Annotated in this window: 11 protein-coding genes, 1 tRNA gene and 1 pseudogene; 10 read left to right on the forward strand and 3 right to left on the reverse strand. The window is 72.7% G+C overall.

The window, feature by feature from the left end; genetic code table 11:
• The 5 genes and pseudogenes from P3T29_RS22250 to P3T29_RS22270 form a co-directional block, all read left to right on the forward strand.
• Positions 1-1038 (forward strand): annotated as a pseudogene (locus tag P3T29_RS22250) (helix-turn-helix domain-containing protein); the annotation flags it as partial.
• 698 nt (positions 1039-1736) lie between these two features.
• On the forward strand, positions 1737-2339 hold the full coding sequence (orn, locus tag P3T29_RS22255) for an oligoribonuclease (RefSeq protein WP_280718330.1): 603 nt from the start codon (positions 1737-1739) through the stop codon (positions 2337-2339).
• 187 nt (positions 2340-2526) lie between these two features.
• Positions 2527-2602: transfer RNA gene (locus P3T29_RS22260), tRNA-His, on the forward strand.
• Between the two features lie 232 nt (positions 2603-2834).
• Entirely contained in the window at positions 2835-3281 is a 447-nt protein-coding gene (locus tag P3T29_RS22265; protein WP_280718331.1) for a DUF4442 domain-containing protein, read from the forward strand.
• A gap of 462 nt (positions 3282-3743) precedes the next feature.
• Positions 3744-4379 carry a hypothetical protein gene (locus tag P3T29_RS22270; RefSeq protein WP_280718332.1) on the forward strand — a complete coding sequence of 212 codons (636 nt, stop codon included), beginning with the start codon at positions 3744-3746 and terminating at the stop codon, positions 4377-4379.
• 34 nt (positions 4380-4413) lie between these two features.
• Here P3T29_RS22270 and P3T29_RS22275 read toward each other — a convergent pair whose 3' ends face one another.
• Both P3T29_RS22275 and P3T29_RS22280 read right to left on the reverse strand, forming a co-directional pair.
• Positions 4414-5364 (reverse strand): fused MFS/spermidine synthase, encoded by a 951-nt coding sequence (locus P3T29_RS22275; protein WP_280718333.1) that lies wholly within the window; start codon positions 5362-5364, stop codon positions 4414-4416.
• Between the two features lie 166 nt (positions 5365-5530).
• Positions 5531-6007: a hypothetical protein gene (locus tag P3T29_RS22280; RefSeq protein WP_280718334.1), complete on the reverse strand. Its 477-nt coding sequence runs from the start codon at positions 6005-6007 to the stop codon at positions 5531-5533.
• A 399-nt stretch (positions 6008-6406) separates the two neighbouring features.
• Between P3T29_RS22280 and P3T29_RS22285 the strand changes: the two genes are divergently transcribed.
• Positions 6407-7903, forward strand: coding sequence for a tetratricopeptide repeat protein (locus tag P3T29_RS22285; RefSeq protein WP_280718393.1), 1497 nt, complete (start codon positions 6407-6409; stop codon positions 7901-7903).
• Between the two features lie 54 nt (positions 7904-7957).
• On the opposite strand, the gene P3T29_RS22290 is transcribed toward P3T29_RS22285, so the two are convergent.
• Positions 7958-8602 carry a histidine phosphatase family protein gene (locus tag P3T29_RS22290; RefSeq protein ID WP_280718335.1) on the reverse strand — a complete coding sequence of 215 codons (645 nt, stop codon included), beginning with the start codon at positions 8600-8602 and terminating at the stop codon, positions 7958-7960.
• Positions 8603-8942: 340 nt separating this feature from the next.
• Here P3T29_RS22290 and P3T29_RS22295 point away from each other — a divergent pair, with 340 nt between their 5' ends.
• From P3T29_RS22295 to P3T29_RS22310, 4 genes are all read left to right on the forward strand, one after another.
• Positions 8943-10496 (forward strand): FMN-binding glutamate synthase family protein, encoded by a 1554-nt coding sequence (locus P3T29_RS22295; RefSeq protein WP_280718336.1) that lies wholly within the window; start codon positions 8943-8945, stop codon positions 10494-10496.
• 217 nt (positions 10497-10713) lie between these two features.
• Positions 10714-11154 (forward strand): hypothetical protein, encoded by a 441-nt coding sequence (locus tag P3T29_RS22300; protein WP_280718337.1) that lies wholly within the window; start codon positions 10714-10716, stop codon positions 11152-11154.
• 70 nt (positions 11155-11224) lie between these two features.
• Positions 11225-12469 carry a hypothetical protein gene (locus tag P3T29_RS22305; RefSeq protein WP_280718338.1) on the forward strand — a complete coding sequence of 415 codons (1245 nt, stop codon included), beginning with the start codon at positions 11225-11227 and terminating at the stop codon, positions 12467-12469.
• The gene (locus P3T29_RS22310; RefSeq protein ID WP_280718339.1) at positions 12466-14091 is read left to right on the forward strand and encodes a hypothetical protein; all 1626 of its coding nucleotides are present in this window, start codon (positions 12466-12468) and stop codon (positions 14089-14091) included. Before P3T29_RS22305 ends, P3T29_RS22310 begins: the two co-directional genes overlap by 4 nt.
• Positions 14092-14099: the final 8 nt, after the last annotated feature.

Raw genomic sequence — 14099 nt, forward strand, 5'->3', positions numbered from 1 at the left:
ATCGCTCCGGCGGGCGGCGGAGCCGGGTCTTCCGGGCCGTCGACCCTGACGGTACCTCGGAAGCTGTCCGGTCGTCGGCGCCGCGAGACCGTAGCCGTCCTGATCTTCGGCGGGGCCCCTATCTTCGAGAGTTCGATCCCGCTCTCGGTCTTCGGCGTGGACCGACAGGACGCCGGGGTGCCGCGCTACCGCCTCCTGGTCTGCGCGGGCGAGGACGGCCCGCTCAGCACCACCGGCGGGCTGACCCTGACCGCGCCCTACGGCCTGGAGGCCCTCGCCCGGGCCGGTACCATCGTCGTCCCGGCCTGGCGGTCGATCTCCCAGCCGCCGCCCGTGGAGGCGATCGCGGCCCTGCGCAAGGCTCACCACGAGGGCGCGCGGATCATCGGCCTCTGCACCGGCGCCTTCGTGCTCGCGGCGGCCGGCCTGCTGGACGGCCGCCCGGCCACGACCCACTGGATGTACGCGCCGACGCTGGCGAAGCGCTATCCGCGCGTCCACGTCGATCCGCGTGAACTGTTCGTCGACGACGGTGACGTGCTCACCTCCGCCGGGACGGCGGCGGGCATCGATCTCTGCCTGCACGTCGTCCGGAGTGACCACGGCGCCGAGGCCGCCAACGCGCTGGCCCGCCGACTGGTGGTGCCCAGTCGGCGTGGTGGCGGTGGGCAGGCTCAGTACATCGATCAGTCATTACCTGAGGAAATCGGCAACGATCCACTCGCCGAGGTGGTGACCTGGGCCCTGGAGAACCTCAACCAGCAGTTCGATGTGGAGGTACTGGCCGCACGCGCCTACATGAGTCGGCGCACCTTCGACCGTCGGTTCCGTACGCTCACCGGCAGCGCGCCGCTGCAGTGGCTGATCACGCAGCGGGTGCTGCAGGCGCAGCGGCTGTTGGAGACCTCGGAGCTGTCGGTCGACGATGTGGCGCGCCGTTGCGGCTTCCGTTCCCCGGTTGCCCTACGCGGCCACTTCCGCCGTCAGCTGGGGGTCTCCCCGGCTACGTACCGGACGACCTACCGGGCCCGTCGGCCCGCCCCGGGCTCCGGCGTGCCGTCGCAGGCCCACCCGGCCGACCGGCTGGCCGGTGCCCCGAACCCGGGCAACCAGAGCGGCCCGAGCAGCCCGCTCGGTCCGCTCGGCGCCCTGAATCCGCTCGGCGCCGGTGCTCCCGTCACCGGAGCAGGCGGATTCGGCGGACCCGGCGGGCCCGGCACAAGCGGCTCGGCGACGGGTCATTCCTCGACGAGCCTGCATCGGGCCGGGGCGGGTTCCCCGGGGGCGCACGGCAAGAACCGGATCCGGCCACTCGTACCCGCCCAGTCCGGGCCTGCGACCCATCGGCCGCTCCGGACACCGGACGGCCCGGGCGAGCGTTCTGCGGACGGTTCCGGCGAACGCGTACCCGCGCGAAGGTCGGGACACGGCGTCGATCGCGGCGCCGAGGGACAGCACTCCGAGCGGACGGGCCCCCCGGATCGCTCGCCGGATCGCTCGCCGGACCGGTCCTCCGAACGCTCGCCGGAGCGGGCCGTGGAGCATGCGGTCGCGGAGGAGGACGGGCACGGTCAGCCCACCGCCCGGGGGCTGGGCCAGGGCCATCGGCCGGACGGTTCGGCGCTCCCCGGCACCCGCGCCGAGGCCGACGCCGACAGCGGCGACGGGACAGCGCGGCCCGCCGGTCCCGACCGGGAGCTGTCCGCTTCGCGTGATCGCGCCGTAGGGTGAGTGACGTGAACGACCGTTTGGTATGGATCGACTGTGAAATGACGGGGCTCGACCTCGACCGGGACGCCCTGGTCGAGGTCGCGGCACTCGTGACCGACTCCGAGCTCAACATCCTCGGCGAGGGTGTTGACGTGATCATCCGGCCGCCGGCCGAGGCGCTGGAGGGCATGCCGGAATTCGTGCGCGCGATGCACACGTCCTCCGGCCTGCTCGACGAGCTGGAACAGGGGATCACGCTCGCCGAGGCCGAGGCACGCGTGCTGGCCTACATCCGGGAGCACGTGCCGGAGGCCGGCAAGACCCCGCTGTGCGGCAACTCGGTGGCGACCGACCGCGGCTTCCTGTCCCGCGACATGCCCGCGCTCGAAGGACACCTCCACTACCGGATCGTGGACGTCTCCTCGATCAAGGAGCTGGCCCGCCGGTGGTTCCCGCGCGCGTACTACAACAGCCCGCAGAAGGGCGGTAACCACCGCGCTCTTGCGGACATCCGCGAGAGCATCGCCGAACTCCGCTACTACCGCGAGGCCGTGTTCGTCGAGCGGCCTGGTCCGGACACCGATGCGGCCCGGGCGATCGCGGCGAAGTACCAGCTGCCCACCTCCTGATCCACGCCAGACCTACTCCTCGCCCACTCCCGATCGCCTTCTGGCTGCGAGTCGACCGGGAGCCGACCAGGAACTGATCACCGACGGGGCAGGAGCCGACCGCGACCGCACTCGAAACCCTGGCGCGAGCACCCTTCCGGATCCTGTAGAGTTCTTCCTGTCGGAGCGGGAACGCCCCGGACAGATGGTGGGTATAGCTCAGTTGGTAGAGCACCTGGTTGTGGTCCAGGTGGCCGCGGGTTCGAGTCCCGTTACTCACCCCAACAGCCTTTAGGGTCTGGTCTCTTGGAGATCAGACCCTAAAGGCTTTCTGCGTTGGCGTGCACTGACCCACGTCTGCGGCCCACGTCTGCGGCCCACGTCTGCGGCCCACGTCTGCGGCCCGCATCGGCGGCCCGCATCAGGGGACCTCGCCCCGAGCCGCCGGGCTGACGCCGCGCAAGTTTTCGGATGCCACCCTCCCGCTGATAGCTACCGGCTAGTAACATCTCTCGCATGACCACACCTTCGATCGGCCAGCTGCTCGACTCCACCGTGCCGATGGCTCACACGCTCAAGCTCGAGTACCTGGAGACCAGCCCCGAGCGGGCCGTGCTCCGGCTGCCGGACCAGGCCGAGTTCCACAACCACGTCGGCGGCCCGCACGCCGGTGCCATGTTCACGCTGGCCGAGTCGGCGAGCGGCTGCATCGTGCTGGCGGCCTTCGGTGACCAGCTCTCGCGGGCCGTGCCGCTCGCGGTGAACGCCGAGATCGCGTACAAGAAGCTCGCCATGGGTGTTGTCACGGCGACCGCCACCATCGGCCGTCCGGTGGCCGACATCGTCGCGGAGCTGGACAAGGGCGAGCGCCCCGAGTTCCCGGTCACGGTCGAGATCACCCGCGCCGACGGCGCCGTCACCGGCGTGATGACCATCACTTGGACCCTGCGCCCCAACTCCTGAGCAGTCGGCGCCCCGGTGTGTCCGCCCCGATCCCGGGCGGACACACCACCGTTCTGATGCATAGCCATGGCGCGTACGCCGCTCGCCCGGCCGGCTCCCGAAAAGGCTGAAAATCGCCCCCGTTCGCCGCTCCGCAGAACCGAACACGAGCGAGGACAAGTGAGGACAAGTGAGGGTTCGGCCCGGAAGAGTCCGGAAGAGTCCGGAAGATCCGGGACGACGAGGCCAGGAACGGGCGCGGAAGAGCCTGCGCGCCAGGGGATCGGCGCCGGGGAAGCCGGGCAACCGTCCAGCCTCGCTTCACCCTCCAGCGTGACTTTCCGTACCCGCCGCTCGTTCTCCCCTCACGTGCGAGCCAATCACGCGATCCCCCCGCAGCCCGGAACCTCCGCCGCGTCCCGTGCCCGCCGTCAGGGCAGCGGGCGGTTTCCCCGCCCTCGCACACTGGCAGCCGGGGGTGCGGTGCTCGCGCAGGTCTGGGGGCTGGGGATCGGCGTGACCGGTGCGTACGCGGCCACCGGCGACCTGGGCACGGACCTGGTCAGCAGGGCTGACGCCCCCGCGCTGCTGGACCAGTTGACGGGCATCGCCGTCCCTCTGCTGGGGCGTCAGGCCGCGCCCGTCGGGCAGGTGCTCCAGGACCGGATCAGGGCGGGCGGGCTGCCGCTACCGGGCCAGGCGGCCACCGTGCCGGATGCCTTCGCGATCGCCGCCGTCCTGCTGCCGTCCGTACCGACGCAGGCCCGGGGGGACGACGCTCCCCGCGCCTCGCGCTCCGCACCGAACGGTGGCGAGGGCCGGATCGCCACCGCGCAGACCGGTCCCGCACCCCAACCGACGGACACCCGGCCCGACCCCGCCGACCCCGCCACCCCGCAGACCCGGCCGCCCACCCCCGTACCGGCCGGGCAGCCGCCCGTCACCGCGACGGCGGGGAGCCCCGACCAGCCGGGCACCGCACAGGACCTCGCCCTGGCAGCCGAGACGCCTGTGGACAGTGGCGACGACTACACGACCGTCCTCGTCCCGATCGCGGCCGGAATGCTGCTGACCGGTGCCGCGATGTACAAGCACCGCGGACTCCCTGGCGGCCACTGAAACCACCGGGGCCGTAGGGACCACCAAAGGTGAGTCAGCGGAAGACCCCTGGCGGCGGTGCGGGTGAGGGGGCGGCGGTCGCGTCGGTGGCCGGTACCGCTCCGGCGGTGAAGTCCACCAGCCCGCGACCGTGCTCGACCCGGCCGAGGTAGGAATCGGATGCCACCCGGCGGCCCAACTCGTCGATCGGCAGGGGATTCTGGGCTGCCGCGAGGATCAGGTTGCCGAAGCGCTTGCCGCGCAGCACCGCCGGGTCCGCCACCAGGCAGACCTCCGGGAACACCGCGCGCAGCGTGGCGGCCTGGGAACGGGCGAAGAGCAGGGACGAACCGTCGGTGATGTTGACGGCATACCGGCCGCCGGGGGCGAGTGCCCGGGCCGCGAGGGTGGTGAACTCGGCCGTCGCGCAGTGGGCGGGCACCTGGGCTCCGGCGAAGATGTCGGTGATGACCAGGTCCACCGTGCCCTCCGGGGTCCGCTCCAGCACCGCCCGGGCGTCGGCGCCTCGGACCTTGATCTGCCAGCCTCGCTCCAACGGCAGCTCGGCCCGGACGAGTTCGGTCAGCGCGGTGTCGATCTCGGCGACCTGCTGCCGGGAGCGCGGGCGGGTGGCCGCGACGTAGCGGGCAAGGGTGAGAGCGCCGCCGCCGAGGTGCAGCACGGTGATGGGTTTGCCGGGCGGGGCGGCCAGGTCGATCAGGTGGCCGAGCCTGCGCTGGTACTCGAAACCCAGGTAGGCCGGATCGTCGAGGTCGACCAGGGACTGCGGCGCGCCGTCGACCAGGAGTGTCCAGGCCCGGGGGCGGTCACGGTCGGGGACGAGTTCGGCCAGGCCGGAGTCGACCGGGCGGGCCAGCGGGCCCTGGGCATGCGTTCTGGCGCCGCCTGCGGCAGTGCCGGGGGTGGCACCGGAGGAGGCGCCGGGTACGGCGGGCGTCGGCTCGGTCTCGTTGCGAGCCCTGCCGGCCCTGTTGCTGCGTCCCATGGCGCCATTATCGCCGGGGTGGCGGACGAATCCGCAGTTCAGAGCCGCGAGAGGTCGGCGGGCGGCCTGAGGGGAGGTGAGCCGGAAGACAGGGCCGACGCCCGGCGCGGCCCTGGGCGGCTCGGAACGGGCTTGGGACGCCCTCGGGACAGGCTCACCACCAGCATCAGAACGGGCTGAGACCGCTGGCGGTCAAGGTACAGGCGGCCTCGCAGAGGGCCGAGCGCAGCACCCAGGCGTCCGTGGGCCGGGCCAGCGCGCTCGGACCGGACGGCGGCATCACCCAGCGGGGGTCGGTCGGCGGGAGCAGCGCGGCTCCCGCCGTACAGCTGCTGCCGGGCAGGTGCCAGCCGGCGGCGGTGCCGGCCGGGACCAGGAAGGCGATCGCCGAGCCCCCGGCACTCTGGAGCACCGACCCGCAGGCCCGCCGCAGCCGCAGGATGTCGACCGCCTCCAGGCCGTGGCGGACCGCGACCGTGACGGTGTCGTAGCCGACCGGGACAGACCGTACGGCCGTGCTGCCACCGCCCGGGCACGAGGTGGGCTCGCCGCCGAGGCCGTCCGGCCGCAGCGCGGGTGCGCTGCCGCCGGCGAGCAGGCCTCCGGCGGTCAGGCGACGGTACTGCGACACTCCGATGGCCATGGGGCCCTCCTGTCACCTCGTCAGGTCGGAAGGCCGGCCCACTCGATCGGGTGGGGGCGCGGGCAGGGCCTTCCACGTATCAGGACAACGCGGAACGCCCCGGCAAGGCCACGGGGAGGGGTACAGCAAGCCATGGCATTTCATGGCAGAACTCGGCAACGTCGTCCGAAATAGCCCGAATTGACCATACATCATCCGGAAACTCGCCGTGTCCGGTCCGTGACCTTCGGTACTGTCATGGCCAGCAGCACAAGCACCACCTGGCACGAACTCGGAGCGCAGAACATGGCAGCCACGAGATCAGGCGGACCGCAGCAGTCGCCCACCGGCACCCCGACCACGCCCGCGCCCGTACCCACCACACACACCACCACGCCCACGCACACGCCCAACCGCGTGATGCGCGAGCTGCGCGGGGACCGCTCACCCGGCGAGTTCGCCACCGCGATCCGCCGGGCCGCGCGCGCGATCGGCGAGCACGTGTCCTGCGACGCCCGCTATGTGGGGCGGGTCGAGGCGGGTGAGATCCGCTGCCCCAACTACGCCTACGAGCGGATCTTCCGGCACATGTGGCCCGGCCGCTCACTGCGGGAACTCGGCTTCGTCCCACGCACCGAGGTCCGCCGCCGGGTGGCGCCGAACCCCCCACCGAGCGGCCTCGGCGCGCTGCTGCAGCGCAACGCGCTCCTGCTCCACGATTCGCACCATCCCGACGAGGAGAACGACGACGTGCGTCGCCGTACGTTCCTGAGCGGCGGCTCGTCCGCCCTGGCGGCAGCGGTCGGCCTTGACCGGCCGGCCCGTGCCGCCGCAGCCACCGGATCGCCCCCTGGCGACACCGCACCGGCCGGCTTCGCACCGGCCGGCTTCGCACCGGCCGGCTTCGCACCGGCCGGCTTCTTGCCGACCCACTTCGCGCCGGTCGCCCCCGCCCTGGCCTCGGCGACGATGCTGCCGTTCCCCCGCCAACCGGCGCCCCGGGGACGGAAGGTGGGCGCCGCCGAGGTCCGAGGCGTCGAGCAGGCCGTCCGGGATCTGCGGACGCTCGACGACGCCCACGGCGCCGACACGCTCTTCGAGCTGGCCGGACAGTCCCTGCGCAGCGCGTACCTGCTGCTGAACGACGGCGAGTACAGCTCCGCCACCGAGCGTCAGCTGCAGGCATGGACAGGCGAGTTGGCGATCTCGGTCGGCTGGCTGGCGCACGACTCCAACCGGCTGGGCGACGCCCGCTCCTTCTACGCGGAGGCGCTGGCCACCGCCCGGATGGCGAACGACTCGGCGCTGGAGGCACACGTGTTCTGCAACAGCGCCTTCCTGGCCCGCGACGCCGGGCGGCCCCGCGAGGCGCTGCGCGCCGCCCAGGCCGGGCAGTCCGCCGCCCGTCGGCTGGACTCGGACCGGTTGCTCGCCCTGCTCGCGATGCGCGAGGCCGGCGGCTGGGCCCAGCTGCGGGACCGGGCCGCCTGCGAGCGGGCGCTCAGCCGGGCGTACACGCTGTTCGGCCGGGGCGAGTCCGAGGCCGATCCGGAGTGGATGTCCTTCTTCGGCGAGGCCGAGATCGCGGGACTGGAGGCCCAGTGCTGGTCGGCGCTGGGCGAGTGGGACCTGGCGAGCGAGCGGGCCTGTCGGGCCATAGCGCTGCAGGAGCCGCACTTCGTGCGCAACCGGGCGCTCTACACCGCCGAGCTGGCCCACGACCGGCTCGGCCGGGGCGACCTCGCGGGGGCGGCGGCCCACGGTTCGGAGACCGTCACCCTGCTCGGCGAGGTCCGTTCGGCCCGGATCCGGGGCATGCTGGCCGACACCGCGAGCCACCTGCGCGGCCACGGCGGGGTACCGGAGGTCGGGGCCTTCCTCTCCGAGTACGACGCCGCGATCACGGCTGCGGCCTGAGCCGAGTGGAGACGGACCTGGGCCAGGCCGGAACGGACCGTGCCGGACCGACCGTCAGCCGTTCTGCAGGTGGCTGGTGTCGTTCCAGATCTCGACCGCAGGCAGCCCGTACTCCCACGACAGCACCGAGAGCGCGGCCGTCCCGAGCTTGAAACGCTGGGCGTTCTCGGGTGCCAGGCCGAGCCAACGGGCTGTCAGGATGCGCAGCAGGTGGCCATGGGCGAAGAGCACCACGTCCTGGTCCGCACAGTGCATGGTGGTGCTGTCCGGGTGCGGCGTCCCGTGCTCCGAGTTGAGCTCCGCAAGGAAGCCGTCCACCCGGGCCGCGACGTCGGAGAGCTTCTCGCCGCCGGGCACACCGTCACGCCAGATCAGCCAGCCGGGGTGGTCCGTGGCCCGGATGTCGTTGCCGGTACGTCCCTCGTACTGGCCGTAGTCCCACTCCAGCAGCTCCGGGCGGTCGACCGCCCGGTCCCCGAAGCCGACCAGTTCGCAGGTCTCCCGGGCCCGGGAGAGCGGGCTGGTGTAGACGGTGGCGCCGGGCAGGCCGTCCCAGGGGGCTTTCGCCAGCCGGGCTCCGAGTGCGCGGGCCATCGCACGGCCCTCGTCGGTGAGCGGGATGTCGGTACGGCCGGTGTGGCGGCCGGTGGCCGACCAGTCGGTCTCGCCGTGCCTGACGAGCACAATGCGGGCGGGCATGGGGAACTCCTCGCAGCTGGGTCGGCGGGATGGCCGGACTCCATGATCCCCCACCACCCGACCGCCCCACCGTAGCCCCCGGGGTTGATCGGCCAGGAAGCTCCACCGGCCGGGGTGGCCGCGTCCCGCTGATGTGACCGGGGTCGCCTCTCGTCGGCCCGAAGCCGCGCCCCGGACCAGCCCCCTGACCGCAGGCCTGTCCGCGCGGCCTCCTATTATCATTTCGAATTCTTCGATGGACGCTGATGCCCGTTTGGTCGTCTGCCCGCCGTCCAACGCGCAACACGACACAACGGCTCCGCCGCACGGCGATGGAGTCGTGCATCGAGGAGGAACATTCATGCACGCCCGGAGGATTGGCGCGGCCGCCGCGACAGCGGTGGCACTGCTGGCTGCCCGCGACCTCATCCAGAAGAGGCACGCACTGCTCCGGAACTTCCCGGTGATCGGGCACGCCCGGTACCTGCTGGAGACGATCGGGCCGGAGCTGCGGCAGTACATCGTGACCTCCAACGAGGAGGAGCGCCCGTTCAGTCGTGACCAGCGCAGCTGGATCTACGCGTCGGCGAAGGAGGAGAACAACTACTTCGGGTTCGGCACCGAGGTCGACGTCGAGCACGTACAGGGCCACGCCTACCTGAAGCAGCGCACCTTCTCCACCGCTCTGCCCGACGCGCACGACGCGCACGACCCGCAGGCCCCGCTGCCCTCGGCCAAGGTGCTGGGCGGACCGCGCGGGCGCGCCAAGGCGTTCCGGCCGGCGAGCGTGGTGAACATCTCCGCGATGAGCTTCGGATCGCTCTCCGGCGCGGCCATCACCGCGCTCAACAAGGGCGCGGCACTGGCGGGCACGATGCACAACACGGGCGAGGGCGGCCTCTCGCCGTACCACCGCAACGGCGGCGACCTCATCCTCCAGATCGGCACGGCGTACTTCGGCTGCCGCAACGAGGACGGCAGCTTCAACCTCGACAAGCTCAAGGACGTGGTCGCCGGCGCCCCGGTCAAGGCGATAGAGATCAAGCTCTCGCAGGGAGCCAAGCCGGGGCTGGGCGGGATGCTGCCGGGCGCGAAGGTGACCGAGGAGATCGCCGCGATCCGTGGTATCCCGGTCGGCAAGGACTGCGCCTCCCCGTCGCGGCACACCGCGTTCAGCGACGTCGACTCGATGCTCGACTTCGTCGAGCTGCTGGCCACCGAGACCGGTCTGCCGGTCGGGGTCAAGAGCGCGGTGGGGGACATGGGCTTCTGGCAGGAGCTGGCCACGCTGATGGCGCGTGGCGACCGTGGTGTCGACTTCGTGACGATCGACGGCGGTGAGGGCGGCACCGGGGCGGCACCACGAATGTTCGCCGACTCGGTGGCGCTGCCGTTCCGGATGGGTTTCTCCCGGGTGTACGGCACCTTCGCCGAGCTGGGGCTGACCGACGACCTGACCTTCATCGCCTCCGGCAAGCTCGGCCTGCCCGAGAACGCCGCAGTCGCGTTCGCCCTGGGCGCCGACATGATCAACGTGGCCCGTGAGGCGATGTTGTCGATCGGCTGCATCCAGGCGCAGAAGTGCCACACCGACAAGTGCCCCACCGGCATCGCCACCCAGAACCCGTGGTTGGCCCGCGGCCTCGACCCGGCCTCGAAGTCCACCCGGGCCGCTGTCTACCTGCGCACCCTGCGCAAGGAGCTGATCAAGGTCTCGTCGGCCCTCGGCGTCGCCCACCCGGCCCTCATCACCGCCAACGACGTCGAGATCATGAACGGCGACTACGAGGCCCGCACCCTGGCCGGCGTCTACGGGTACAAGGACGGCTGGGGCGAGCTCGGCCCACACCTCGCCGCCGAGATCACGGCCGTCCTCGCCGGCACACCGACCTCCGTCCAGAAGCCGACCGCCTGACGCGCCGACAGCGGCCGGCCCGTACTCCCCTTGCGCGGAGCACGGGCCGGCACCAGCACCGCCGGTGCCGACAAGGGTGTCCCGTCGGTTCGAACCGTGGGGGCCCGGCGCCCGAAGAGACGCAGGTCGCCGGGCCGCCGCAGTTCCAACTACTGCCTACTGCGTCACGGCGCACCCTGGTGCGCGGGGTAGCGGCTGGGCAGGCTAGTTTGCACGGATGAGTCTCCTCGATGATGTGGCCGAGCGCGACGGCTGGCGATGCTGGGTGTGCGACGAACCGGTCGACCCCGACAAGTCGGTGAACGACCCGCGAGGGCCCAGCGTCGACAGCCGGACCACCGACCGGAAGGCCAAGGTCGCCGAGCGGCTCGCGCACCGCGGGTGCAACACCCGCAAGGGCGCGGTCAAAGTGGTCATCGCCTGGCCGGACCGCCTGTACGTGGTCGAACCCGCACCGCTGATCACCGTTGCCGGGAGGCTGGAGCGCAAGGGGGGCCGCGAGATGGTGGGCCGTTGTCCGACCAGGAAGGACGCCCAGGAGGCGGCGGATTGGCTGGTGGACCGGTTCTCCCGACTGGTACCGGGGCTGCCGGTGACCGCCGACATCGAGGCGGGCGGCGGCCAGTTCCTCGTCATCCTGGCCACCGGCCGCCGCTGACCGCTGTCGGCTGTCGGCTGTCGGCTGTCCGCCCCGATTGTCGGTGCCAGGTGCGACACTTGGCCGCACCATGAACGTCTCGCACCTCGGGCAGGCCCAACCGCTCGCGCAGCGGCTCGCCGAACTGCGCGGCCGGGCGCCGCAGCGCAGCCTCGACGCCCGTGCCCTCGCCGCGCTCGCCGCCAATCCGGGCTGCCGCCGCCGCGCCCTGCTCGACGCCGCCGGTGTCGACAAGGCCGCCGTGGCCCACCGCTTGGGGCGCCCGGCCCCGTTCGGCCAGTCGCCGTTCGCCATCGCCCGTGGCAACGTCTTCGAGTACCGGCTCAAGGAGAACGGCTACGCGGCTCTGCTGGAGCCGCTCCGCCGCCACCTCGGCCTCCCCGAACACACCGACACCCCGCTCGCCGTGCCCGACCTGCTGCACCGGTCGAGCCCCGCCGTCCGGGCCGGGCGAACGAGGGTGGCGCTCGCCGAGGCCGCCGCCGACCCGGCCGCCTGGACGCTGCTCGACCACCCGATGCTGCGGCTCACCGTCGCGGGCAGCCCGGCCTACCTGGAGCCGGACGCCGTCGTGGTGCACGGCGGTCGGTGCACGGTGGTGGAGATCAAGTCCTTCCCGATCCTGGACGGCTCCGCCGACCCCGCCAAGGTCGGTGCGGCGGCCCGGCAGGCCGCCGTCTACGTACTGGCGCTGCAGGAGACGGCCGCTGAGGAGGCGGGCGACAAGGCAGGCGAGGAGGCCGGCCGACCCACGCTCCCCTCCCCCTACGCCGTTCCCGACCTGCCGGGCAGCCCGGAGCTGACGGTACTGCTGGTGTGTCCGAAGGACTTCACCAACCGGCCGACGGTGGCGGCCGTGGACATCCGGCGTGAGCTGGCCACCACCCGCCGTCAGCTCGCCCTGATGACCCGGGTCGACCAACTGCTCGGTTCGCTCCCGGCGGGTACCACCTTCGACCTCGCCCCCGACGAGGCGGGCAGCCCGACCAGGCCCTCCGAGGAGCTGGCCGACGCCGTCGAGTCCGTGCCCGCCGCCTACCGCCCGGACTGCCTCTCGACCTGCGAACTCGGCTTCCACTGCCGGGCCCAGGCCCGCTGCGCCGACTCGGTCGACCAGCTCGGCCCGGGCGTGCGCGGCGAACTGGGCACCATCACCACGGTCACCGAGGCACTGAAAGCAGCGGCCGACCTGAACACCGACCCGACAGCCGACCCGACGAGCGAAACGCGCCCGACCGAAACACGCCCGGCCGAAGCGCGTCTCGCCTACGCCGCCGCCCTGCGCGCCGAGGCCCTGGGCAGGGCGGCGCGATGAGCCTGCTCAGCACCCTGGCCCGGCTGGAGGCCATCCGCAGCGGGCGGGCCGAGCCGCTGGCGACCGTCCGGCACCGGCACCTCTCCGACCGTCCGATGGTGGTCGTGCCGCTGGCAGCCGCAGGTGAGGCGGGCGCGCCGCTCGCCGTACTGCTCGGCACCGACCGCGCGGCGCCCCGGCTGCACCTCGTCCCGCAGCCGCTGAACCGCACGCAGCGCTTCGACTTCCTCGCCCGCTTCGCCGCCGAGTTGCTGCCGTACCTGGAGTCCTTCGGCGCCGAGGTCGAGCAGATCGAGGCGTCCGAGAAGGACCCGGAGACCGGCGAGAAGACCCAGGTCTTCCGCGAACTCTGCGCCGATGCACCGCAGTTGATCGTGCCGAACCCGGGATCGATCCGGCATCTCGCACTGCTCGGGCGCTCCACCCGGTTCCGCCGTACGGCCGAGGACGCCGACCCCGGTCCGTACCCGGCGCCGACCCGGGTGCCGCTGCTGGGGCGGTGGCTGACGCATCTCACCGAGCGCTCCCAGGTGCCGGGCTCCAGCCTGCTGCTGCCGATGACGGGCCTGCTGGCCCGCCACTGGGCGACCGGCCAGAGCCACCTGGAGGACCAGCATCTCGCCGCCCAGCTGGCCTGGCACTCCCCGCCTCCCGGGCTGACCGGCGCCGAGGCCGCCGAGCTGGCCGAGACCGAGCGCGACGCCCACGGGCAGCTCACCCACCCACCGGCCGGTCCCGCCACCGACCCGCGCTTCGACGAGCTGGTACTGGCCGGCGCGATCACCCGGCACGACGCGGCCCTCGTCGCCCTGCAGCACCTCACCACAGCCGGCCAGCCGGCAGCCGGCCTCACCACAGCCGACCGCCCAGCAGAGCGTCAGCGCGCCGAGCTGCTGGTCAAGCTGGCGTCCGAGCAGTTGCACGCCGCCCTGGAGAGCGTCCTGCTGCCGACCTGGCGGGACGTCTGGCACGGGCTCGACCTGCTGCGCACGCTGCCGCCGGCAGCCCATCTGGCGGAGCGTTGGGAGAGCGACCGGTGGTCGTACACCGGGCACCGGGACCGGCTGGCCGCCGGGGAGCCCCCGCAGCCGAAGCAGGACGACGCGGTGACGGCCGCACGCAAGCTGGCTCAGCGCGAGCGCGAGCAGGTCCGGGTGGACGTTCAGGAGGCGCTGGACGATCCGCTGGTGATGGCGGAACGCCGGCTCGCCGGTGAGGCCTTCACCGGGGTGGTCACCGAAGTCACGCCCGCATACGACACCTCGGGCCGCTCGCCGAAGCCGCGCCCGCTGGTCACCGTCCGCACCGAGGACCGGCCACACGCCGACCCGGGCCGCGAGGCGCACCGGGCCAACGGCCTGGCGGCGCAGAAGGCCGTGATCGTCGGGGCCGACCCGGCCGAGGGCACCATCACCGTCCAGGTGACGTCCGGCATGGGGCGGAAGAAGGAGCCGGAGCCCGGCAGCCTGCCGGAGCCCGGCGACCGGATCACCTTCACGCTCTTCGAGCTGACACCTCGTCAGTCGGCGCCGCTCCCGGACCCCGACGACACACCCTGGACGCACGGCGGCCCGCCCGGCAGCGCCGACCATTCGCCTACCGCCGCCGAAGAGTGGGAATAGCCGGCACC

The sequence above is a fragment of the Kitasatospora sp. MAP5-34 genome, from assembly GCF_029894335.1.
Classification (GTDB): domain Bacteria; phylum Actinomycetota; class Actinomycetes; order Streptomycetales; family Streptomycetaceae; genus Kitasatospora.

Excerpts from the sequence above, each read along its gene's own strand:
- P3T29_RS22285 (WP_280718393.1), top strand. The coding sequence starts at position 6,407 with ATGCGCGAGCTGCGCGGGGACCGCTCACCCGGCGAGTTCGCCACCGCG.
- P3T29_RS22300 (WP_280718337.1), top strand. The coding sequence starts at position 10,714 with ATGAGTCTCCTCGATGATGTGGCCGAGCGCGACGGCTGGCGATGCTGG.
- P3T29_RS22275 (WP_280718333.1), bottom strand. The coding sequence starts at position 5,364 with ATGGGACGCAGCAACAGGGCCGGCAGGGCTCGCAACGAGACCGAGCCG.
- P3T29_RS22310 (WP_280718339.1), top strand. The coding sequence starts at position 12,466 with ATGAGCCTGCTCAGCACCCTGGCCCGGCTGGAGGCCATCCGCAGCGGG.
- P3T29_RS22265 (WP_280718331.1), top strand. The coding sequence starts at position 2,835 with ATGACCACACCTTCGATCGGCCAGCTGCTCGACTCCACCGTGCCGATG.
- P3T29_RS22290 (WP_280718335.1), bottom strand. The coding sequence starts at position 8,602 with ATGCCCGCCCGCATTGTGCTCGTCAGGCACGGCGAGACCGACTGGTCG.
- P3T29_RS22295 (WP_280718336.1), top strand. The coding sequence starts at position 8,943 with ATGCACGCCCGGAGGATTGGCGCGGCCGCCGCGACAGCGGTGGCACTG.
- P3T29_RS22280 (WP_280718334.1), bottom strand. The coding sequence starts at position 6,007 with ATGGCCATCGGAGTGTCGCAGTACCGTCGCCTGACCGCCGGAGGCCTG.
- P3T29_RS22305 (WP_280718338.1), top strand. The coding sequence starts at position 11,225 with ATGAACGTCTCGCACCTCGGGCAGGCCCAACCGCTCGCGCAGCGGCTC.